This window comes from Nissabacter sp. SGAir0207 (assembly GCF_005491205.1).
Lineage (GTDB): Bacteria > Pseudomonadota > Gammaproteobacteria > Enterobacterales > Enterobacteriaceae > Chimaeribacter.
Map to the genome: position 1 here is coordinate 224,816 of NZ_CP028037.1, position 22,817 is coordinate 247,632.

Here is a 22,817-nt window from a genome sequence, read left to right on the forward strand (position 1 = left end):
TCAGCGGCCATCCGCCAATGCAGTTAACAGGAGCCACCATGGCAGACATTCAACACACAACGATCACCTATACCGCCAACCACCAAGAGATGGAGGGTGTGCTGGTATTTGACGCCGCACTCTCTGGCACTCGACCGGGGCTGGTAATGGCCCCAAACTGGATGGGCGTCACTGAGAACGCCGTACGTCTGGCAGGGCAGGTGGCCGCCCAGGGTTACGCGGTGTTTATTGCGGATCTGTATGGCAAGGGCAACCGCCCGACCTCGCCGGAAGAGGCGGGCGCCGCGATGGGCGCGGTCAAAGACACGGCTGATGAAGTGGTGCGGATGGCGGCAGCCCTCGCGACACTAAAAGATCAGGCATTTGTGGCAGTCGACAGCAACCGGGTCGCGGCCTTTGGTTTCTGCTTCGGTGGCCACTGCGCGCTGGAGCTTGCCCGCAGCGGCGAGGCCCTGCGTGCCGCCATCTCATTCCATGGCACCCTCGACGCCAGCGGCCTGCACGATGCGAAAAACGTCCAATGCCCACTGCTGGTACTGGATGGCGCTTCTGATCCGCTGGTGCCGCGCGAGCAACTGACCGCCTTCGCCCAAGAGATGAACGGCGTGGGCGCTGACTGGCAGCTGGTCAGCTACGGCGGCGCGGTACACTCCTTCACCGACCCGAATGCCAACGTCGAAGGCGTCGCAAAATTCCACCCGACGGTCTCCACCCGCGCATTCAACGCCATGTACGCGCTGCTGGACGAAGTAATCTGATAGGTTTTATTTAGCTGTACCACGGTGGGGGCATCGAGAGAGGCTCCCACTGCATAGTGGTAAGGGGAGAGGAGCTACAACCGGCTCCGCGAAGCCAATTTAACATAAGATAGATTGTGCGCACTAAAGTTACACGAACTTCATCTCAGATGTATTAAATGCATTCACTTAATAAATTTAAAATATCCCCCGTAATTTGGATAATCATTTATCCCCTTCAATCATTTATTCCTGCTCTTTCTTTTTGATTTAACTCAAAACCAAATTTCTGCACCAACTCTATCATTCCAATTCATTTCTTTTTGTAATTATAAGTGATATGGATTATATGAAAAGGATTTATCATGTTTAAAAATGTGTTATACATTGCCTTTTATTGCTTAATTTGCTTTCTGCTTTCAAACAACTGTGATAAATACACTTCTCTATTCTTATTGATTGAGGCAACACTTGTCTATATTTTTATCATTAGTTTACAGTCTAGAAAAACTTCTACGGTGGTCTGGTTGGCTTACTCAGTGCTTCTTGGCGCACAGATAAGCTCAATCATCAGTACCGGAGATTATATCATCCCCCTCACAATTATGAACTTGTCTGAGGCAAGTGCCATCGGTTTCTCTCAGATCTTTAAAATTACGGCAATATTTTTGGCATATCTTATATTAGCGATGCCAGTATATTTTTTACCAAGATTAAAATCACCCTGGCTCAAGCTGTTTATCTTCCCAGTTCTGTTTTTGCAGGGGCCACTAACCAGTTCCTTTGCTACACTATCTGCAACTTATAAGCAAATGACTTTTGAACCCACCAATGACAGCGAAAACGTAGCTAAGAAATTCTTAAAATATAATATTTATAAGTCATCCTCTCTTCCAGCCGAGATGAATATCAAAGAGCACCCCAATGTGATTGTTATTTTCACAGAGGGTTTATCAGAGCAAGTTATTGATACTGTCAACAAAAAAGGGCTAGATGTCACGCCAAACTTAGATAAATACTATAATGAACAATTCATAGTAAAAAACTATTTTAACCATACTGCTGCAACATTCAGAGGGTTAAGAGGTCAACTGACATCAGGTTACCAATATAAAGGAGGCTATAATGCCAATGATACCTCTGGCGTGGGACAAATATCAATCGAAGAGCTAAAAAAAACCTATAACAATAGTTTGATTTCCATTGCGAACATTTTGAAAAGTAATGGCTATGGCACTTACTTCCTCTCAGCGGACAGTAGTAACAGTAATTTAAACAATCTCATGGAGAGTTTGAATTTTGACAAAGTGTATGGAAAAGAGGATTTTGTCATCAACAGACCTCAAGCCATGTCTGACAAGCAGACCTTTGAATCTCTCCAAAAGATTGTTGAAAAAACTAAGGATAATTTTTTTATCGGTGTTTACTGTGTTGGAACACACCACGGCATGGATAGTCCCGATGAAAAATACCAAGATGGTAAAAACCCTTATTACAACAAATTTCATAACTATGATGCTCAGCTTGGCAAATTTGTTGACTGGTTTAAACAAAGCCCTTACTACAATAATACCATTTTGATCATTACAGCCGATCACGCTACTTTCCCATCACCAGAATATAAAGAGAGTTTTGGCAGTAATGCCAAGTATTTCGTCGACAGAGTTCCCTTTATCCTCATCGGATCGGGCATTCATCACTTTATCTACGATGCTAAAGGAAAGAATAGCTTGGGCACAGCACCTACCATCCTTAATCTTTTAAAAATAAACCGAGCGCCGAACTACTTCCTCGGCTGCTCCCTTTTTGATACTGATTGCCACTCAAAATTTATGTGGCACTCAGCAATAGGTGATAGCTACTTCTCTACTATGCCGCATGGTAAAGAAGAGGAATACCAAGTTACGGAAACCGAGGCCGATCCAGATATCCAAGCATATTACAATATAAGCCGCTAATGGCTTCGTCCAGAAAGTAATGCGCACCACCCATAAACAAAGTCCCTCCGTAGAGGGACTTTGTTCGTCAAGGGCAACAGTTATTTTCTATCCGGTACTACATAATCAACGACGTGGTTGCCTAATTAACCTTTTTCTCTCTGCACAACGCACGGCTAGACTGATTTCTGTGACAGAGCCGAAGACGTATTTTCTTGATTCTCGTGGCAGGCTTGCACTGGATCGGCAGCATAGTTGGCGTGCTCGGATAACGGCCTTTTACCCTCATAGGTGGCGATCACGGCGGTCGAAATGCTGTTGCCGATGACGTTGGTCGCGGTGCGCCCCATATCCATAAACTGATCAATGCCGAGAATCAGCAGCACGCCAGCCTCAGGAAGCCCAAACATAGGAATGGTGGCGGCGACCACTACCACAGATGCCCTCGCGACCCCCGCCGTTCCCTTACTGGTCAGCATCAGCGTCAACAAAATCAACACTTGGTGAGTAAAACTCAGCTCAATGTTGAAAGCCTGAGCGATGAAAAGAATGGCAAATGATTGATACATCATCGAACCATCAAGATTAAAAGAGTACCCCAGCGGAAGAACGAAGCTGGTGATCTTGCGCGGCACACCGAATTTATCCAGCGCCTCCATGGTCTTGGGATAGGCGGATTCGCTGCTTGAGGTGGCAAAGGCAAGCATCAACGGCGCGCGAATGAGATCGGCCAGACGAAAAACGGATTTCCCCAAGAAGTAGTAGCCAATCGCAAACAGAATAGTCCAGAGAATAAGCAGGCCAAGATAGAACAGGCCAATCAGTTTGCCATAATCTGCCAGTAGCCCCATTCCCTGAACGGTGACCGCTGAAGCCAGTGCCGTAAATACGGCCACTGGCGCAAGGCACATGACGTAATCTGTCACGCGGAACATCACTTTTGCCAGTTCGTTGATAAACTTGACGATCGATGACTCCTCACCTGAATGAGCAGCGACCCATGAAAGCGCGGTGCCAAAGAAAAGAGAAAATACCAGGATCTGTAGGATTTCGTTATTGGCCATCGCCTCCACAATACTGCGTGGAAAGAGATGCGTGAGGAACTGCTTCAGGCTAAAGCCCCCGGTATTGAGGCCCGTCTGAACATGCTGCGCGCTATCGGCTACGAGATTTAAACCCTTACCTGGCTCAAAGAGATTCGCCAACCCCATACCAATCATTAAAGAAATAATGGAAGCGCTGATAAACCATGCCAGTGCCCGGAATGTGATGCGTTTGATTGACCCGGTATTGCCCATTGCGGCCAGACCAGAAATCACGGTCGCGAAAATCAGGGGGGCAATGATCATTTTGATGAGGCGCAGGAATATGTCAGTCACCAGATCGAAATACGAAGCAATTTCTTTGGCATGTTCCTGAGAGGTTGAGTAGTGATGTAATCCCCATCCCACAAGTATGCCAAGCACGATAGCTATCGCTATCTGTTTGAATAATGCCTTCTTGTTCATCCAGACCTCATTTTAAAGCGGGTAAGCACCGACAAGGAGCAGCCATCACATTGTGTGTTAGTCAGCAGCTCACTTACGTGTTGGGAGAGTTATTACTGCCCCGACTCTTGGCGTAATAACACCAGTCATGCCTTCAACGTATCCTCCAAAATCACCGCCATGGCAGCAGCTACCTTTTTAACAATCTAATTACATAAGCGATTGGGAAACTGTGAACTCTGTCTCACTAAAATTAAATGGCACTTTTAATGAATATTAATGGAACGCAGATCACGCCCTCCACTCTCTGTAGAACAATCTGAAGTTAAAAAATATCCATGTCAATGCGCAATACATTCACAGCAGTAAAAAATTCAAACCTATAAAAATATACAATAAAATCAATAAATTGAAAGATAACCAAATTGGTGCAATTGCCCCACACTTGGGCTTAAGTATGGTGCGAGCGCAAACCATAAAAAAGAACATCTCACACAGCGCTATAGTTAAAACATTTAAATTCAATGGATTATATTTAAAGCCAGCACTGCAACGTTAAAGAACCATTAAAATTTAATGGAACTTTTAGTTCCGGTTATTGATTTTAGTGTCGGATTGGTTCTATTCTCAGCGACAAGGGCTGGTCAGGGTTCAGAGAAATAACTCAGTTTGATATCAGCTGTTTCTCCGGAGTAAAGGTGCCCTGAAACGTCACTCCTATCCGCTTCTAAACGAGGTAATAAAATGCGTTATAACGTTGATGCCGTTCGTGAAAAGTTCCCGGTTACTGGCAATTGCCTGTATCTGGATTCAGGGCATCAGTCCCCTTTATCGGTTGACGTGAAAGCAGGGATTGAACAGTTTCTTGACGAGAGTCTGAATCATGCTGGCCCCAAGTCAGCATGGATGGCGCGCCTGGAAGAGGTGCGCGCGCAGGTTGCTCGCTTTTTTGGCGTAAGCGCCTCTGAAATTGCGTTTACCAAAAACACCTCTGAAGGCTGCAATCTCATCGCCAATGCCTATCCCTTCCGCGAAGGCGACAACGTTTTAATGCTGGAGGGCGATCATCCCAATAACACCTATGCGTTCCTGAACATTGAAAAAAAAGGCGTTGAAGTGCGGTTCGTGCCAATGACAGAGCGCGTCAATGCTGAAACTTTCCGGTCAGTGGCCGACGAGCGTACCCGCATTATTTCTCTGTCCCATATCACTTTCCACGCAGGCCATAAGTTTGATATCGAAAGCATCGCCGGTTTTTGTAAAGAACAGGGCATCCTGCTGATGATTGACGCCATGCAGAGCGTGGGCGTAACGCCGATGTCGCTCAAGGAGATGGGCGTCTCAGTCATGGTGTGTGGTTCACATAAAGGGCTATTGGTGCCGCAGGGGCTGGGGATCATGTACATCAGCAAAGAGGTTACCAATCTGGTGCCGCCTTTCCTGGCGGCGGCCAGCCTGGAAAACCCGCCCGCGGACTTTATCGCCAGCCGCGACAATATGGCTTTGCGCGCAGGGGCGGGCAGTTTTGAGGTAGGTAACTATAACCTGCCAACGGTGACCGCGCTGGGCCGGGCCATTGAGCTGATTGAAAGCGTTGGCGTGGCAAATATTGAGTCTCATCTGTATGACCTGGGCGATCGTCTGCTGTCTCACCTGGATCGTATGGGTATTGATCTGGTGGGGCCACGAAGCCGTGACGATCGCGCCCCGCATATCTACGTCATCCGCCTCGATGCCGATAAATGGTTGCCCTATTTCACCGAGAACAATGTTCGCGTCTCGCCTGAACGGGACGGCATCCGGGTGTCATTTGCGCTGTTCAATACCGAGAACGACGTCGACGCCTTTGCCTCCGTGGTCGAAAAGTATCTCTGACACCTCGTAGGGTCAGCCGTCTGGCGGCCCTGCCCCTGAATCACCAAAACTGAAGTGGTAAAACCATGTCCATTAAATCCCGTGCAGCCGTCGCGTTTGGCCCAAATGAACCCCTCCAGATCGTCGAACTTGATGTGGAGCCTCCTAAAGCTGGTGAAGTGCTGGTACGTATCGTTGCCACCGGCGTCTGCCATACCGATGCGTACACGCTTTCAGGTGTTGATCCGGAAGGTGTTTTTCCGGCCGTGCTGGGCCATGAGGGTGGAGGGGTCGTTGAAGCGGTCGGTGAAGGCGTCACCTCGGTTGCCGTGGGCGACCATGTCATTCCGCTCTACACGCCGGAATGCGGCAAGTGCAAATTCTGCCTGTCTGGCAAGACCAACCTGTGTCAGGCCATCCGTGCAACGCAGGGCAAAGGCCTGATGCCCGACGGCACGACCCGCTTCTCTTATAAGGGTGAGCCAATTTTTCATTATATGGGAACCTCTACCTTTTCTGAGTACACCGTCGTGCCGGAAATCTCGCTGGCGAAAGTGCCAAAGGATGCACCGCTTGAAAAGATATGCCTGCTGGGATGCGGCGTGACCACGGGCATAGGTGCCGTGCTGAATACAGCCAAAGTGAAGGAAGGCAACAGCGTGGCAATTTTCGGCCTGGGGGGTATCGGTCTTGCCGCCATTATCGGCGCGCGAATGGCCAAGGCTTCAAAAATCATTGCCATTGATATCAATCCTGCAAAATTTTCTTTGGCAAAAGAGCTGGGCGCGACCGAGGTTATCAATCCCAAAGAGCATGATCGCCCCATTCAGGATGTCATCATTGAGATGACGGACGGGGGCGTTGATTTCTCCTTTGAGTGTATTGGCAACGTTAGCCTGATGCGCGCTGCACTCGAGTGTTGCCATAAAGGGTGGGGAGAGTCCGTCATCATCGGGGTTGCCCCAGCGGGCGCAGAGATCAGCACCCGGCCTTTCCAGCTGGTAACCGGTCGCGTCTGGCGCGGCTCAGCATTTGGTGGGGTGAAGGGCCGCAGTCAGCTGCCAACCTTTGTCGATAATGCTGTCAAGGGCCTGATCCCGCTTGATGCCTTCATCACCCACAACCTCGCTCTTGCTGAGATTAATCAGGCTTTTGACCTGATGCATGAAGGTAAGAGTATCCGGACGGTCATTCATTTCTGATCCGCGGCCGGACACGCTGGCTGCGCCCTTTAAGAAGGAGTAGATATGTCAATTTTTACGCACGTTACCGTTGGAACCAACGATCTGAATAAAGCCCGTGAGTTTTACGACCATGTTCTGGGCAAGTTGGGCTACTCACGCCTGACCGACTTGGGTGAAAACGGCTCAATTTGGGGCAAGGACAAACCCTCATTCTTCGTCCTTAAGCCAGCAAATGGCCAGCCGGCAACGGTAGGCAATGGTGTGACGGTGAGCTTTGAGGCGCCGGGTCGTCAGGCCGTTGATGATTTCCATGCCACAGCACTTTCGCAGGGCGGCAAGTGCGAAGGCGAGCCGGGGCCGCGCGGCTGGGCAGAAAATGCCTATGCATCCTATGCCCGCGATCCTGACGGCAATAAACTGGCCGTTTACTGCTTTGCGGCAGAGTAAAATGGCCTGCTGAAGTCCCCAGTGAACGAATGGCCGCGGCCAGTACAGCAACGGCCCGTATCCAGCCATAGCGCTGCTCGCCTGAACAGGCTTCACGCTGTTCAGGCGGCATCTCTCCCGGCGTTTCCCATCTAAGCCGTCGGTCAAATGCATTTTGTATCCGCGCCATTTTTTGCTGTTAATATATACCGGAGTTTAATGCTGGGTTTGGCCCTGGCCCCGCCCCATGCCACAGGCAGATTTTACGACCCGCAGTATGGTCGGTTCCGAATACAGGTAATGAATATGAGCGAAGCAGACATTCAGCATGGCAGTGTCAAAGTCAAAGAGTCATCGCCGACCGAACGAGCGTTTGAGGCGCTGGAAATGCTGTCACGCCGGCCTAATTTCACGGTGTCAGACGTGATGGTTGAGCTCGATTTACCCAAAACCTCAGCGCACCGTCTGGTGAATAATCTTGAGGCCTTCGGTTATCTGGAGAATGGGATTGAGTCAGGTAAGTATCAGGCAGGCCAGCGCCTGCTGGAACTGGCGCTTGGCGTCCTCTCCTCATCCATTTATCAAAGCCCGGTGCATTCACTTCTGATGGAGCTGGCGCGTAAAACGGATGAAACGTGCAGTCTGGGCATCATCAAGGGGGCTGACGTTATCTATGTGGACAGCGCGAAGAGTAAATCGCCTCTGACACTCTACTTCGAGCGTGGGCATAAAGCGCCCCTGCACTGTACGTCCAGTGGCCGCATTTTTTTGGCGAACATGCCTGACAAGCTGCTGGAAGCCTATCTGCTCAGCGGGCCGTGGGAGCAAGTTACGCCGAATACCATTATCGATCCCGATCATCTGAAGCGGGAAGTCATTAAAACCCGCGAGACTGGCTATGCGATTAACGATTCAGAATTTGTTGTGGGCGTAGTGGGTGCGGCAGTACCGGTATTCGATAATGAGCAGAATGTTATTGCCTGCCTCAGCCTCTCCGCGCCGCACGTCCGTAAGAACCTGAATGATATGGTGAACCTGATTACCCTGCTACAGGCGACTTCTGACAAAATTACCCGTGTCATGTTCGGCGCCTGATATTTTGCTGTCAGGCGCCACGCCGCTTTTGGCTTTTAGCAGACATTGGCCCGCGCGCATGTCTGCTCTATGCCAAAGGCGAATGCAGGAGCACCCCAATATATTTCAAACCCCACCGTTTTATTCAAGCCACCCACCGCAGGTTTTAATGGCATGAAACGGCTGTCACCAGGGTGCCCGGCTGCCATCAAAAAAGAAGCCCGCTGTCGTTTCTGAACCCTCCCGCTCTGCCAGCCAGACAATGCCGGCAGCAGCCTCAGAGACCGTTCTGTAGCCGGTATGCCCATTAAAATCAGTCGCGGTATATCCCGGATCGACGGCATTCACGCTGATATTGTCGTCAATAAGTTCTTTGGCAAACGCAACGGTGATGGCATTCAATGCGGTTTTTGAACTGGTATACCCCATTGCCTGAATTTTGGAATAAGGGTGATTCAGATCCGAGACCCACTCCAGCGAACCCAAGCCACTACTGACCATAATAATTTTGGCCCCAGATGCGGCTCTCAGTAGCGGAATAAAGTGCTGCGTCACCCTGATGGCACCAAATACATTGGTGTTATATACCTCGATAATGTCATCGATACTCTGCTCGCTTGGGGCGACCTGCTGATCGCCTGAAATTCCGGCATTATTAATCAGCACATCCAGTTTCCCCTCTTCTTTCAGTACCTGTTGGGCTGCTTCCTGAAGAGTCCCTGCGTCCGTCACATCCATAACAATAAAACAGGACTCAATCCCTTCCGCCGCCAGCTTTTCCATCGCGGCGCGGCCGCGTTGTTCATCCCGGCACCCGAGCCACACCTTATAACCTCGTAAACCCAGCTGTCTGGCCGTTTCAAACCCGATACTTTTGTTTGCCCCGGTAATCAGTGCGCTTCTCTTTTCCATACATACTCCTCAATTAATCTGGTCAGGTGTTGGTACTTTCCGCTCCCAAAAGAAACGAAGGTGTTCCTGATTTATAACCCGGCGGGCAGCGTTTGATAATGTAGGGCAATACGAATAAGCTGATCGGAAAAGCGAACAATGGCAGGCAGTGGCGATGGATGATCTATCGGTTTTTCTCGCGGTTTTTACGGAAAATAGTTTTCGCATGGCCGCAAAAAAGCTTGGCCTGTCTCCTTCGACGGTAAGTGAAAAAATCACAGCACTTGAATCAAGTCTTGGCGTGCCGCTTTTTATCCGCACCACGCGTAGCGTGACGCCCACCGAAGCAGGCCGGACGCTGGCTGGCCGTATTGCCCCGCTTCTCAATGAGATGAGATCGGTACTTAATGACGTTGCCAGCTCCCAGCAGGAGGTACGCGGCGTGCTTAAGCTCAATGTGACGGGTGCAGTGATGGTCGATATCCTGCAGCCGATGCTGGGACGTTTCCTTACCCACCACCCACTTTTACATGTGGAACTGATGGTGGATGACCGCCTTGTAGACGCGACGTCAGCCGGATGCGATGCCGGCATACGTTACGGTGAACATCTGGCAAAAGATATGATTGCCGTGCCGATAGGGCCTCGGGAGCAGCGCCTGGCTTTGGCGGCCTCCCCCTCTTACCTGGCTGCGCACGACTCACTGTTACATCCGGCTGATTTGCTTGAACATGATTGTATTCGCATGAAATATTCCAGCGGCGCACTGGTACCGTGGGAGTTTGAACGCGGTGCAGAGGTTGTCCGGGTCAATCCCCCTGCTCGCCTGACTATTGGTGTCAATGGCGCTTCTGCGGCCATTGATCTGGCACGAGATAGCCACGGCATCATTGCTACCTTTGAAAACTGGCTGCAACCACATTTCGAAACAGGTGCGCTTTTACCCGTCCTTCCTGAGTGGTGGTTCAGCTTTGGGGGGCCGTGGCTCTATTTCCCCAGCCGGTTTATGTCTGCCCCACTGCGCGCGTTTGTTGATTTCATCAAAGAGGAGAATGCGAATCCCTTGGTTTAAAAATCATAACCGCAGCCCAAGGCACGCAGGGGTATGTTCGCATTCAACCTTTCATCAGCGCTCAGCCCAGGTTGCTTTATATTTTGGGTGTAATGGTATAAGCGCAGCGCCTTGCTCCATTCAAAATATGCTCGGTACGCTCTACTTTTGCATTGAGCACTTCGCTGAACACCGTTAATTCAGCGCGGCAAAATCCTTGGCAAGCGGCAGCGGCGGCACAGATTGGGCAGTGATTTTCGATAAAGAGTAACGTCCCATCCGCCAGCTCCTCATACTCCGCCATATACCCCTCAAGCGAACGTAACGCGGCCAGACGCGCAACCCGTTCTTTGAGATCGGGCGCATCCTTTAGCTCACGCAGGTAGTTCTCGCGGCTGGCCTGCTCGCGCAGGTCAATCAGGCGATCAATCGCCTGTTCGCCGAAGGCGTGACGCACCGTGTCCAGTAGCTGAACCGTCAACGTAGAGTGCGTATCTGGAAAGCGATTATGTCCTGCTTGGGTCAGCGTCCAGAACTGGCTGGGCCGGCCGACCCCCCTGCTCTGAGAATAGGTTTCCACCAGACCCGCCGAGGCAAGTTTGGTGAGCTGCTGGCGCGCCGCCTCAGCTGTCATGCCCAGCATTTCCCCGGCCTCCGCTGACTGTTGCGGCCCCCGCGTTTTAAGCAAGTAAAGCAGACGTTCAGGTGTCGCGGATGCTTTCTCCACGGTATTTAACAAGCGATTGCTTGACAAAATAAATGACCCCCTCTAATAATCCAAGCGTTGACTTGTTTTATTACTGTAGCGGATCCCATTGCAGCCAGCAACGGGACATTTGGAGTAACACATGCCGGGAGGCTGATATGTCATCAGTACAGGAAGGAAGCTGGGGTGATTTACTGGGTGGTAGAAACCTGTTTTTCGCTATTGCCCTCTCAGGAGGGGTGGCGCTACATGCAATCAATATCTATATCGCAACAACTGTACTTCCCTCTGTGGTCAATGAAATTGGTGGCCTGGAGCTTTATGCATGGAATACCACGCTGTTTGTCGTGGCCTCCATTCTGGGTTCTGCGCTGACCGCACGGCTGCTGGCCCTGACCGGGCCGCGCAAGGCCTATTCAGTCGCGGCACTGTTATTTATCGCGGGCAGCCTGATATGTGCACTGGCGCAGAATATGCCGGTTATGCTGGCTGGCCGGGCGCTACAGGGCTTGGGCGGCGGTTTTCTGTTTGCGCTCTGCTATGCCATGATTTATGCGGTCTTTGATGAAAAGCTCTGGCCGCGCGCGATGGCGTTGATCTCCGGTATGTGGGGCGTCGCTACCCTGCTCGGCCCCGCCGCTGGCGGAATATTTGCGGAGATGAATATTTGGCGCGCGGCCTTTGGCGTACTGATACCTGTGACGCTGCTCTACATGCTGCTGGTCTGGCTGGTCTTTCCCAAGCATAAACGTGACACCGCGCCTCCGGCAGGTAAGCTGCCGCTGGTGCAGTTACTGCTGCTGGTCGCCGCAGTGATGGCGGTCAGCACAGGGGGAATGTCATCTGACGTGGCGGTCAACGTGGCGGGAATAGGCGTTGCGGTTGTGCTGGTTCTGTTGCTGATACGCCGGGAGTTTACCAGTGAAATCCGCCTGTTGCCGCGTGATGCGCTGCGGCTGAACTCCCCTCTGCTCGCGCTCTACATCACTATGGGGCTGCTGATCATTGGCATGACGAGTGAAACCTTCATCCCCTACTTTTTGCAAATCCTGCATGGGCAGACGCCCCTGATCTCTGGCTACCTGGCGGCGCTGATGGCCGCAGGCTGGACGGTATCAGAAATCTGGAGTTCTGGCTGGCAAGGCCGTGGCATCAAACGCGCTATCGCCGTTGGCCCGATGCTGGTGTTGGTGGGCATGGTGGTACTGGCGCTCAGCACACCCCGCTCTGCCGGGGGAGAGTGGATAGTGCTCTCCTTGATTGGTCTGGGCCTGACATTGGTAGGGTTTGGCATCGGGCTGGGCTGGCCGCATTTGCTGACGCGTATCCTACAGGTTGCACCCACTGACGATCAGGATGCCGCGGCAACCTCAATTACCACGGTTCAGCTGTTTGCCACCGCGCTGGGTTCAGCCGTCGCAGGTATGCTGGCGAATGCGGGTGGGTTGTCGATGCCCGGCGGCACAGAGGGCGCGTCATCCGCTGCATGGCTGCTGTTTGCCGTGATGGCCGCCGCCCCGCTGCTCTCTCTGTTAAGTGCAAAAAGGGTGATTTCCGGATTCAATGCACAACGCGCGGGTTGAATTTACGCATATCGCTAGAGATGTGCATATTTACCGCTGTTAGGTGGGAAATAGGAGATGTTATCTGTTTTCGCTAATGGCGGGATTAAATTGGGTGACCGCATGACCGGTCACCTTTACTCATTTCGCGGTTATAAAGAGTCAATGACAGGCTCTTATCAGGAAAAATCCGTCATTATTCCCCTGAGTAATAGAACTCGATTCTAATACCACTGGGTTCGTAACACATCATATGCATTGACGGCCCCTCCCTAAGAAGGGTTGGCTCAAATTCGATTTCAATTTGATTTGCCTTCAGCACATCAAGTAGCTGAAACAGAGTCTCTTTACTGTTAACCCGTAAAGCCAGGTGATGGAGTCCGACATTCATTTTACGATCAAAGTTAACCGGCTCTTCTGTTTGCGTTTTCCAAAGCGTGATCATAAGGGCATCATCTTTCACAAAGATGGCTGGATAATCATCGCGCCGCTTCACTTCTTGCCAGCCCAAGAGCTTGGTAAAGAAGGCAGCACTCTCTTCAAGCTTCGATACGGCTAGGCCAATATGGTGTACACCCGTAGTCACTGACATGTTATTTATCTCCTCTTAGCTAATGTTTATTAATACGCAAGGGGTTCAGGCTGTTGCCTCTAAATCGGCTATCAGGCGTGTAATTGGGTAGAGACTTCTATCGCCAGTTCAGTGAACACCCGAGCCGCGGAGCTACGCCAGGCGTCCCTGCGCCACATAAGCACGGCTGTGCGCTGCAGGCGCTCGGGTTCAAGTGCGATCGCGACTAAGTCGTTATGGGCCAAGGCGATCTTCGCGGGCAATAACGTCGACAAAGCTGTCCTGCGCACAATTTCAATTACCGCGCCGAGAGCGTTGGCTTCTATCAACACCTTAGGATGAATTCCGTGTGTGCGGCAATAGCTGTCGATCTGTTCGCGGGTCGCAAATTCTGGACTGAGTAAAACGAGTGACTCGGCATTCAGGGTCTCTAATCCGATGGACGTTTCCTTTGCCAATGGGTGTCTGGGGCTGACCACCAAAGCCAGCGTCTCATCCAGCAACGGAACGAAGTCGATGTCCGGGCTGGTGACTTCCCTGAAAGCGATCCCCACATCAAGCTCCCCTGCCAAAAGCAGATCCTCTATGCGCTCCTGTGAGATTTCCCGCACAGTAAGGGTAATATTGGGATACCGGAAGTGAAATGCCTCAACCAGCGGCCCGACCAGATAAGTGGTGAAGGTTGGCGTCACGGCTACGCGCAGTGAACCCCGGCTGAGATCGCTCACGTCATGAATGGCACGTCTGGCCTCCTGCAATTCCTGAGCAGCACGGCGAACATATTGCAGATAGGCCTCTCCGGCATCGGTCAGACGCGTCGTTCGCCCTGTACGATCGAATAGCTGGGCGCCGAGGCTCTCTTCCAGCTGCCTTACCTGTTGAGAGAGGGCGGGCTGCGACACGTGCAGCGCCGCCGCTGCTTTCGTAAAGCTGAGATGTTCCGCAACTGCTTGAAAATACTGAATGTGCCGGGCGAGCATAACCTGCCTCATAAGATTTTCTGATTTGAATCATAATAAATGAGACTTTTACCTTATGTCATGCGCTGCTTACTCTTTGTCACACCCAAACGACATTGAGACGTCAACCATGAAAGAGATTATTGAAGGCTTTCTGAATTTCCAGAAAAACGCTTTCCCCGAGCGGGTAACACTGTTCAAAAGCCTCGCTAGCCAGCAGAGCCCGAAGGCACTCTTTATTTCCTGCTCTGACAGCCGTCTGGTACCTGAACTGGTCACCCAGCGTGAACCTGGCGATCTGTTTGTGATCCGCAACGCTGGCAACATTGTGCCCTCTTATGGCCCGGAGCCGGGCGGCGTGTCAGCCTCTGTGGAGTACGCGGTCGCCGCGCTCAAGGTCAATGACATCGTCATCTGCGGTCACTCTGACTGCGGTGCCATGACCGCCGTTGCCACCTGCCAGTGTCTGGATCATATGCCCGCCGTGTCCAGTTGGTTGCGTTACGCCGACTCCGCCCGGGTGGTGAACGAAGCACGCCAGCATCCAGACCCGTCAGCCAAAGTCGCAGCGATGGTGCGCGAAAACGTCATTGCGCAACTGGCTAACATCCAGACTCACCCGTCCGTTCGTCTCGCGCTTGAAGAGGGCCGCGTGACCCTGCACGGCTGGATTTATGACATTGAGAGCGGACGCATTGACGCTTTTGATAGCCGTAGCAGCGCTTTTGTCTCCCTCGCCGATAATCCGGACGTGAACGCCGTTTCCCCACACGCTAGGCACGTTGCCTGAACCCCCTATTTACCTAGGAGAAAAGACCATGATCCAAACTCAAGTGACCCAAACCGCACGTCAGTTACTCACTGAAACCATCATTCTGGCTAAGGCCCGCAAGGATCTCTCTTTCGCTAAGATCGTGGATGGCACTGGTTTGTCCGAAGCCTTTGTCACCGCAGCCCTGCTTGGCCAGCATCCGTTACCTGCCAGCGCCGCAGAAATTGTAGGTAAGAAGCTCGACCTTCATGCTGATGAGGTTGCATTACTGCAGTCGATGCCGGTTCGCGGAAGCGTTGCAGATGGCATACCGACCGACCCGACCATTTACCGTTTCTACGAGATGATGTCTGTTTACGGCACCACCCTCAAAGCTCTGGTTCACGAGAAGTTTGGTGACGGCATTATCAGCGCCATCAACTTCAAACTGGACATCAAGAAAGTCGAAGATCCGGATGGCGGCCATCGTGCCGTGATCACTCTGGACGGAAAATACCTGCCTACCAAGCCTTTCTGACTCCCCGTTGAGCGGGTTTGTGGATTGCAATATCCCGTGGTTCAGCGACCAGCCGGCAAAGCCGGCTGGTCACATATCCATTACTTCAGGTGTTCTTTCAGTCCGTAAGCGGCCTGGCCAAGCGCGGCCCGTACGGCAGGAACGTCGCTCAGTGCGTTCAGCAGACCATAATCATGAATCAAGCCGTTGTAGCGGGTGACCGTTACGTCGACGCCAGCGGCATTAAGCTTGCGGCCATAAGCCTCACCTTCGTCGCGCAGCACATCAAGTTCAGCAGTCTGGATCAGGGTCGGTGGCAGTCCCTTTAACTGCTCAGGCGTTGCGCGCAGCGGTGATGCCAGAATGTTATTGCGATCGCTCTCTTTGGTGGTGTAGGCATCCCAGAACCACTTCATCATGTTACGCGACAGGAAATACCCGTTTTCATACTGGTTGTAAGATGCGGTGTTGAAATGTGCGTCCGTCACCGGCCACAACATGACCTCATAGCGAATTGCGGGTGACTGGTGTTGTTTGGCCTGAAGCGCTACGGCAGCGACCATATTGCCGCCAACGCTGTTACCCACCAACGCCAGACGCTTGCCATCAACGCCGATTTCATTGCCGTGCTCGGCTACCCAGCGGGTTGCCGCGTAGGCCTGATTAATTGCAACCGGGAAATGCGCTTCCGGTGATGGTGTGTAGTTGACAAAAACAGCCGCCGCGCCGGATTCACTCACCAGATCCCGCACGAGACGCTCGTGCGTCGCGAAATCGCCCAGGATCCAACCGCCACCGTGGAAGAACATAAAGACCGGCAGGATCCCCTGCGCATTATGCGGCTTCACAATGTTGAGTTTTATTTTTCCACCCTCAACATTGATGGTCTTTTCGCTGACGTCAGCAGCAGGAAGCTTCGCGCCTTTCTGGGCATCGATCAGCACCTGCCGCGCGTCCTGTGGAGAGAGCTGCTCAATCGGCTTACCTCCAGCGCCATTCAGTGCATTAAGGAACCCTTGCACGTGGCGATCAGGCTGAGGCGCATCGGCAAAGCTGTTGAGTGAAACGGCTGCCATAGCGGCAGTCAATAATGCAGATTTCATGTTCATAGCGGCACCCTAAAATATTGTATATTATTATATCGTGCGCTACTTAAAGGGGCGGACTACCTGACGTATCTCCGTCCCTAGAAGGATGCGCACTTTAAAATGGGAAGATTCAGCTTGTGGGCTTTTTCCATTCCCCGGTTGAGGACAGCCCCGGCTAAGAGAGCAGTCGGGGGTCTCTCATAATATTAGTGATTTACAGACCCAGATCTGACAGGCTCGGATGATCATCAGGACGACGCCCCAGCGGCCAGAAGAACTTACGCTCGCTCTCCTTGATAGGCATGTCGTTGATACATGCGAAGCGACGTTTCATCAGGCCATCAGCCTCAAACTCCCAGTTTTCGTTGCCGTAAGAGCGGAACCAGTTGCCTGAATCATCACGCCATTCGTAGGCATAACGGACGGCGATGCGGTTGCCGCCAAACGCCCACAGCTCTTTAATGAGGCGGTACTCCAGCTCTTTTTTCCACTTACGGGCAAGAAACCCTTCCGCTTCTTCGCGGTTATTGGCGAACTCGGCGCGGTTACGCCATTTGGTATCGAGCGAATAAGCCAGCGCTACCTTTGCAGCATCGCGGGTGTTCCAGCCATCTTCGGCCAGGCGCACTTTTTCAATCGCCGTTTCGAGAGTGAAAGGAGGCAGCGGTGGGCGTACTTGTGAATCAGTCATGGTGAAACTCCTGTAAATTTTAGAACTGTTTTTTTGATATTCAGGTCTCAGGCTGAGACCTGTTCCAGCAAAATTTTCGCAACGTCTCTTGCGTTATCAGCGGCGCTCCAGTCGCCCATCACATATGACATGGTGATAGCGCCCTCCATCAGAATCAGCAGCTGTCTGGCCAGAACTGCCGGGTGCTCAATATTTAGCTGTTCGCTGAGTTCAAGGGCGTAATCCAGCAATTTCTGCTTATGGATTTTCGCTATCTGGCGAACAGGATCGTTAGGGTCACCCACTTCCCCGGCTGTGTTGATAAATGCACAGCCACGAAAGCCTTCAGACTCAAACCAGCTCCTGAGTACAGTGAACATGTTCAGAATGCGATCCTGAGGCGTTTCGCCTTTATCAGATTCTGTTCTGAACCAGTGCATCCACCGTTCGTCACGCTCATTCAATGCGGCTGCGGCCACGTCCTCCTTGTTCGCAAAATGGTGGTAAATACTTTTCCTTGCCACCCCTGAGCTCTTGACCAGCAAGTCCATGCCCATGGCATGGATCCCGTTCTGATAGATGAGCTGCTCAGCAGTTTTCAGGATCTTTTCTCGTGTATCCGTTGGCTTCTTGTTCATGCGTTAAAGGTAGAACGATCGTTCTACCTCGTCAATCGTTTTTTAAGAGAGAAATTTCCAAAAGGGAAAAAAGAGCGTGCAATTGCAAATAAGTCATTGTTTTTAAGGGAAATAAAAAATCATGGTTTTTGGTCAGTATCAGGCGGGTCGAGGACGCAAAAGGTTGTCATCAGGCCGACAGCCCCATAGGCGGCACGGACATTTTTTTGATCCTCTATTTATCAGGCCACCGCCAATCCAAGGGGAAAGGCGCCTTGAAAAAGTAAAACGATCGGTTTACTTTTAAGCTATGAACAAAAAACACGACATCATCCAGGCCGCTGAGCGACTGTTCTACCTTAACGGCTTTCAGGCAACGAGCACTGATACCATCTGCAAGGAGGCGGGCGTATCGACCCGAACCCTGTATCGTTACTTTCCCTCACGTGAAGCGCTGACCGCGGCCATCATGGATGCGCACCGTGAACGCTTCTTCTCTGCCCTCTGCCCCGCAGAAAACCCGGAGTCGATCACTCATCTGTTTGATATCATGGGAAACTGGATGGGTGACTATGGCATCAAGGGGTGTTTTTTCCTGAAGGTCTGGGGCGAATATGCGGAAAAAGAACCCCTGCTGGCGGAACAGGCTATGGCCTACCGCCATGAGATGCGTGCCTACATTGCAACCTGCATCCGCCATCTCTGCGGCAGGGAGAATATCCCGCTGGCCGACGCCATCTGGACGCTCTTTGAAGGCACGTTAACCACCGCCCTGATAATGGGTGCCCCCGCTGCCTGCGAGGCTGGGAAAACCGCTTCGCTCCAGCTCATCAAAAGTCTGGGCGGCCACGAATGAAACATGTGCTGCTGGGGCTGACCGGATTTTCGCTTATCGCCGTCTCATATGGCATGGCGCGCTTTGCATGGGGCGTTATGTTGCCGGATGTCATGCGCGACATCCCCTTCACCCCGCAGCTGGCAGGCATTCTCTCGGCGTGCAGCTTTATCGCGTATTGCCTCGCCATCCTTGCGACGCCGCTGCTTTCAGCCAAGGCCGGGCCAAGGTTGCCCGCGTTACTCTCCTCGATCAGTGCCGCCTCGGGCCTGCTGCTGATTGCTGTCGCATCTGCGCCGTGGCTGCTAGGTCTGGGGCTTTTTATCGCCGGACTGAGCGCCGGGCTGGCCTCGCCAGCCATTGCGGCAGCGGTGAGCCAAACCTATGCCGCCTCACAGCAGCCCAAAATGAACATGGTGATCAATGCCGGGACGAGTGCGGGCATTATCGTCTCTGTCCCGGTTCTGTTCTGGCTTCCGGGCGGATGGAGGATGGCATGTGCGCTGTTCGCGTTTCTGGCCCTGCTGTGTGCCTTACCGATATGGCGTGCTGTGCCCAACACGCCCTCGACGCAACCCACTTCATTGCAACGCTTTCTACGCCACCGCACACTTCAACGATTGATGACGATTGCCTTTTTTAGCGGTATCGCCAGTGCGGCATGGTGGAGTTTTGGCCCGGCACTGCTGCATCAACTGGGTATTGAGCAGAGCACCATCAGCCTGTTGTGGATGACCGCCGGGGCGGCTGGGATCGCGGGCGTTGCCACTGGCCCGCTGGAGAGAGTCATTATCCTGAAGCAGATCTACCGGCTTTCACAGTGCTGTCTGGCCCTGCCACTGTTGCTGATGGCGTTTAGCCAGCACTTTTCGTGGTGGCTGTTTCCCGCTGTGGCATTGGGTGGCGCAGGGTATGTGGTGCTTTCCGGCGTGCTTTTGGTCTGGGGAGCCGCCGCGACCGAGCCTTCACCGGCAACGGGCGTCAGTACCCTGTTTTTCATGCTGGCTGCGGGACAAGTCGTCGGATCGATGCTTTTTGGCCAGATGTACGCGCTGACCAGTAGCAGGATCGCGCTGCTCATTTTTGCCATGCTCCCCCTGTTATTGGTGTTTGCGATCGGTAATCAGCAGCGGAAACCCAATCCTGCCTGATAAAAAGCCCACTGTTGATCACTGTGGGCCGCCATCGTCTTTTCCACTTTATTATAAGAGGTTGAAAAGAGGATGCCCTCCCCGCTCTGTTGCTGATCAACAGTAACATAGGGCCTTTATAGCCTCACCCAAGAGCAAAACGGCTAGCGCCAGCCATAAAAAAAGCCCCTCCATGGAGGGGCTTTGACCGTTAAGGGTAACGGTTATTTGCTGTCAGGCAGGGCGTAGGCAACTACGTAGTCGCCCAGCTTGGTGCCGAAGGAGCCGTGACCGCCAGCCGCGATGACAACGTACTGCTTGCCATTCACTTCATAGGTCATCGGGGTAGCCTGGCCGCCAGCTGGTAGACGGGCTTGCCACAGCTTCTCACCGTTGCTCATGTTGAACGCGCGCAGGTAGTTATCTGCGGTCGCCGCCATGAAGAAGACGTTACCGGCCGTGGAGACCGGGCCGCCCAGCATCGGCATACCCATTTTGAACGGCAGCGGCAGCGGGGTGCTGTCGTAAACCGTACCAACGCGTTTCTTCCAAACGATGTCGTGGGTCTTCAGATCCACCGCGGAGATGTAACCCCACGCTGGCTGTTTACACGGCAGGCCGAACGGAGAGAGGAACGGGTTCAGGATCACGCCGAACGGCACGCCGTACTGCGGCTGAACACCCAGCTCAGAACCGGTGCCGCCGTTGCCCTCTTCCGGCTCAGCCGGGTTGTTCGGGCCACGTGGGATCAGCTTGGAGACGAACGGCAGTGCCATCGGGTTGGCAATCGCCACCTGACGGTCAGTATCGACGGAGATACCGCCCCACTCGAACATACCCAGGTTACCCGGGAAGACCAGGGTGCCCTGCTCGGACGGCGGGGTGAAGATGCCTTCATAACGCAGGCGGTGGAAGATCACGCGGCAGACCAGCTGGTCATACATCGTGGCGCCCCACATGTCCTTGCCAGACAGATCCTTGGACGGACGGAAGGTCAGGTCAGAGAACGGCTGGGTCGGGGAGGTGAAGTCACCCTTCGCGGCACCCTGCGGTACTGGTTTTTCCGGGGCCGGAACCACTGGCTTGCCGGTACGACGGTCCAGCACAAAGATGTTGCCGGTTTTGGTCGGTACATAGATAGCCGGAACGGTCTGGCCATCTTTGGTGATGTCAGCCAGGGTCGGTTGCGCCGGCACGTCCATGTCCCACAGGTCGTGGTGAACGGTCTGGTAGAACCACGCCAGCTTACCGGTGGAGGCGTTCAGCGCCAGCATACCGCTTGCGAAACGCTCCATCTCTTTGGAACGGTTGCCGCCCCAGATGTCCGGGGTCGCCACGCCAATCGGCAGGTAGACCAGATCCAGTTTGTCATCATACGCCGCCGGCGCCCAAGAGTTCGGGGAGTTCGGGGTGTATTTCTGGTCGTTCTCTGGCACCAGGTTCGGATCGGCCGCGCCGGTGTCAAAGGCCCACAGCAGCTTGCCGCTGTTGACGTCGAAACCACGGATGACGCCAGACGGCTCATGGGTGGAGTAGTTGTCAGTCACCGCGCCTGCGATCACGATCACATGGTCAGTCACCACCGGCGGGGAGGTCGGCTCGTACTGGCCTGCCGTGGTTACCGGCATGTTGGATTGCAGGTTCAGCTCACCATTGTTGCCGAATTCCGGGCAACGCTCACCGGTCTGCGCATCCAGTGCGAACAGGCGGCCATCGTTCACTGGCAGCAGTACGCGACGGGCACACAGGGCTGGCGCAGCGCCTTCGGTGGCAGCCTGAGAGGCAGCCGGCGCTTCGTGGTAAGAGACACCACGGCAGGTTACGTGCTGGAAGGTCGGGTTAGCTTTCAGCTGCGGATCGAACTGCCACTTCTGCTTACCGCTTGCCGCGTCCAGCGCAATCAGCTTCTGGTGCGGGGTGCAGAGGTAGAGCATGTCACGGATTTTGATCGGGGTGACTTCGTCAGTGATCTCGCCTGGGTCATTCGCGCCCTTCAGGTCGCCGGTACGGAAGGTCCAGGCTACCTGCAACTGGTCAACGTTTTTGTCGTTGATCTGGTTCAGCGGGGAGTAGCGGGTACCGCCCTGAGTACGGCCATAGGCCGGCCAGTCGCCTGCTGGAATACCGGAGGTATCCTGGCTCGCCGCCGGGGTCGGCTGCTGGGTAGTGTCCAGCGTACCGTTGATCTCCTGCGGGTCATTGAAGACTGCCCACGCCAGTACCAGCACAGTCAGCACCAGCACACCGGTCAACGCACCGCGTGCTGCGCCGTTTTTCGCGGTCAGGTAGCGGTAGATGAACGGCAGAACCAGCCAGAGGCCGAAGAAGAAGGTCACGTCAAGACGCGGGGTCAGCGCCCAGAAGTCAAAACCAACCTCCCAGACAGACCAGGCAACCGTGCCCAACAGGAACACGGCATACAGCATCAGTGCCGCGGTTTTACGACGATAGAGCAACCATGCGGTAGCCAGCATCACCACACCTGCAACGATGTAGTAAAGAGAGCCACCAATGGTTGCCAGCCATATCCCACCTATCAAAAAGTACAATCCGCTCAACAAGGCGAACAAAGCTGTAAGTATCACGAGGGTACGTGATAGCGAAGCTTTACTTTGCATAATATTAACCTTAAAAGTTACTTTTATCAGCGAGTTAGTTAAAGCTAACTCTTGCAAACAGCCGGGAAGTGCCCGGTTGTTCCTCCCTGCGCCGCCTGGCGCACCGTCTGGACAGTGTGGTCAGGTCAGCGCCTGGTTCGGCGCTGGCGACA

At 53.1% G+C, this 22,817-nt stretch carries 21 protein-coding genes; 12 read left to right on the forward strand and 9 right to left on the reverse strand.

The features are described 5' to 3' along the window. Nucleotides 1–38: 38 nt before the first annotated feature. Entirely contained in the window at nt 39–758 is a 720-nt protein-coding gene (locus C1N62_RS20225) for a dienelactone hydrolase family protein (protein WP_137765529.1), read from the forward strand. Between the two features lie 344 nt (nt 759–1,102). Next, nucleotides 1,103–2,695: an LTA synthase family protein gene (locus C1N62_RS20230; protein ID WP_137765530.1), complete on the forward strand. Its 1,593-nt coding sequence runs from the start codon at nt 1,103–1,105 to the stop codon at nt 2,693–2,695. A 155-nt stretch (nt 2,696–2,850) separates the two neighbouring features. On the opposite strand, the gene C1N62_RS20235 is transcribed toward C1N62_RS20230, so the two are convergent. Then, the gene (locus C1N62_RS20235; protein WP_137765531.1) at nt 2,851–4,182 is read right to left on the reverse strand and encodes a dicarboxylate/amino acid:cation symporter; all 1,332 of its coding nucleotides are present in this window, start codon (nt 4,180–4,182) and stop codon (nt 2,851–2,853) included. 723 nt (nt 4,183–4,905) lie between these two features. On the opposite strand from C1N62_RS20235, the gene C1N62_RS20240 reads away from it, so the two are divergent. The 4 genes from C1N62_RS20240 to C1N62_RS20255 all read left to right on the forward strand — a co-directional run bounded on the left by C1N62_RS20240 (nt 4,906) and on the right by C1N62_RS20255 (nt 8,720). Next, complete coding sequence (locus C1N62_RS20240) at nt 4,906–6,036, forward strand: aminotransferase class V-fold PLP-dependent enzyme (RefSeq protein ID WP_137765532.1); 1,131 nt, start codon at nt 4,906–4,908, stop codon at nt 6,034–6,036. 65 nt (nt 6,037–6,101) lie between these two features. Next, nucleotides 6,102–7,217: an S-(hydroxymethyl)glutathione dehydrogenase/class III alcohol dehydrogenase gene (locus C1N62_RS20245; protein ID WP_137765533.1), complete on the forward strand. Its 1,116-nt coding sequence runs from the start codon at nt 6,102–6,104 to the stop codon at nt 7,215–7,217. Between the two features lie 45 nt (nt 7,218–7,262). Continuing rightward, nucleotides 7,263–7,646, forward strand: a complete 384-nt coding sequence (locus C1N62_RS20250) for a VOC family protein (RefSeq protein WP_137765534.1) — start codon at nt 7,263–7,265, stop codon at nt 7,644–7,646. Between the two features lie 285 nt (nt 7,647–7,931). Then, nucleotides 7,932–8,720 carry an IclR family transcriptional regulator gene (locus tag C1N62_RS20255; RefSeq protein WP_168195916.1) on the forward strand — a complete coding sequence of 263 codons (789 nt, stop codon included), beginning with the start codon at nt 7,932–7,934 and terminating at the stop codon, nt 8,718–8,720. Nucleotides 8,721–8,885: 165 nt separating this feature from the next. On the opposite strand, the gene C1N62_RS20260 is transcribed toward C1N62_RS20255, so the two are convergent. Continuing rightward, nucleotides 8,886–9,611: an SDR family oxidoreductase gene (locus C1N62_RS20260; RefSeq protein WP_137765536.1), complete on the reverse strand. Its 726-nt coding sequence runs from the start codon at nt 9,609–9,611 to the stop codon at nt 8,886–8,888. 154 nt (nt 9,612–9,765) lie between these two features. Between C1N62_RS20260 and C1N62_RS20265 the strand changes: the two genes are divergently transcribed. After that, on the forward strand, nt 9,766–10,662 hold the full coding sequence (locus tag C1N62_RS20265; protein WP_137765537.1) for a LysR family transcriptional regulator: 897 nt from the start codon (nt 9,766–9,768) through the stop codon (nt 10,660–10,662). A gap of 76 nt (nt 10,663–10,738) precedes the next feature. On the opposite strand, the gene C1N62_RS20270 is transcribed toward C1N62_RS20265, so the two are convergent. Next, nucleotides 10,739–11,395, reverse strand: coding sequence for a helix-turn-helix transcriptional regulator (locus tag C1N62_RS20270; protein WP_370465612.1), 657 nt, complete (start codon nt 11,393–11,395; stop codon nt 10,739–10,741). A gap of 110 nt (nt 11,396–11,505) precedes the next feature. Here C1N62_RS20270 and C1N62_RS20275 point away from each other — a divergent pair, with 110 nt between their 5' ends. After that, nucleotides 11,506–12,930, forward strand: coding sequence for an MFS transporter (locus C1N62_RS20275; RefSeq protein WP_137765538.1), 1,425 nt, complete (start codon nt 11,506–11,508; stop codon nt 12,928–12,930). 175 nt (nt 12,931–13,105) lie between these two features. On the opposite strand, the gene C1N62_RS20280 is transcribed toward C1N62_RS20275, so the two are convergent. Both C1N62_RS20280 and cynR read right to left on the reverse strand, forming a co-directional pair. Then, nucleotides 13,106–13,501: a VOC family protein gene (locus tag C1N62_RS20280; protein WP_137765539.1), complete on the reverse strand. Its 396-nt coding sequence runs from the start codon at nt 13,499–13,501 to the stop codon at nt 13,106–13,108. A 71-nt stretch (nt 13,502–13,572) separates the two neighbouring features. After that, nucleotides 13,573–14,460, reverse strand: coding sequence for a transcriptional regulator CynR (cynR, locus tag C1N62_RS20285; protein ID WP_137765540.1), 888 nt, complete (start codon nt 14,458–14,460; stop codon nt 13,573–13,575). 109 nt (nt 14,461–14,569) lie between these two features. On the opposite strand from cynR, the gene C1N62_RS20290 reads away from it, so the two are divergent. Next, a complete protein-coding gene (locus C1N62_RS20290; RefSeq protein WP_137765541.1) occupies nt 14,570–15,229 on the forward strand; it encodes a carbonic anhydrase in 660 nt (219 codons plus the stop codon). A gap of 28 nt (nt 15,230–15,257) precedes the next feature. Beyond that, nucleotides 15,258–15,728: a cyanase gene (cynS, locus tag C1N62_RS20295; protein WP_137765542.1), complete on the forward strand. Its 471-nt coding sequence runs from the start codon at nt 15,258–15,260 to the stop codon at nt 15,726–15,728. A gap of 80 nt (nt 15,729–15,808) precedes the next feature. On the opposite strand, the gene C1N62_RS20300 is transcribed toward cynS, so the two are convergent. From C1N62_RS20300 to C1N62_RS20310, 3 genes are all read right to left on the reverse strand, one after another. Further along, nucleotides 15,809–16,810 carry an alpha/beta hydrolase gene (locus tag C1N62_RS20300; protein WP_370465616.1) on the reverse strand — a complete coding sequence of 334 codons (1,002 nt, stop codon included), beginning with the start codon at nt 16,808–16,810 and terminating at the stop codon, nt 15,809–15,811. A 199-nt stretch (nt 16,811–17,009) separates the two neighbouring features. Next, nucleotides 17,010–17,486 (reverse strand): DUF1348 family protein, encoded by a 477-nt coding sequence (locus C1N62_RS20305; protein ID WP_137765544.1) that lies wholly within the window; start codon nt 17,484–17,486, stop codon nt 17,010–17,012. 47 nt (nt 17,487–17,533) lie between these two features. Further along, entirely contained in the window at nt 17,534–18,103 is a 570-nt protein-coding gene (locus C1N62_RS20310; protein WP_137765545.1) for a TetR/AcrR family transcriptional regulator, read from the reverse strand. A gap of 289 nt (nt 18,104–18,392) precedes the next feature. Here C1N62_RS20310 and C1N62_RS20315 point away from each other — a divergent pair, with 289 nt between their 5' ends. Further along, a complete protein-coding gene (locus C1N62_RS20315; RefSeq protein ID WP_137765546.1) occupies nt 18,393–18,938 on the forward strand; it encodes a TetR/AcrR family transcriptional regulator in 546 nt (181 codons plus the stop codon). Then, nucleotides 18,935–20,068 (forward strand): MFS transporter, encoded by a 1,134-nt coding sequence (locus C1N62_RS20320; RefSeq protein WP_137765547.1) that lies wholly within the window; start codon nt 18,935–18,937, stop codon nt 20,066–20,068. Before C1N62_RS20315 ends, C1N62_RS20320 begins: the two co-directional genes overlap by 4 nt. A 203-nt stretch (nt 20,069–20,271) precedes the next feature. Here the strand turns inward: C1N62_RS20320 and C1N62_RS20325 are convergent, their stop codons facing one another. Continuing rightward, nucleotides 20,272–22,665: a glucose/quinate/shikimate family membrane-bound PQQ-dependent dehydrogenase gene (locus C1N62_RS20325; protein WP_137765548.1), complete on the reverse strand. Its 2,394-nt coding sequence runs from the start codon at nt 22,663–22,665 to the stop codon at nt 20,272–20,274. Between the last annotated feature and the right edge of the window lie 152 nt (nt 22,666–22,817).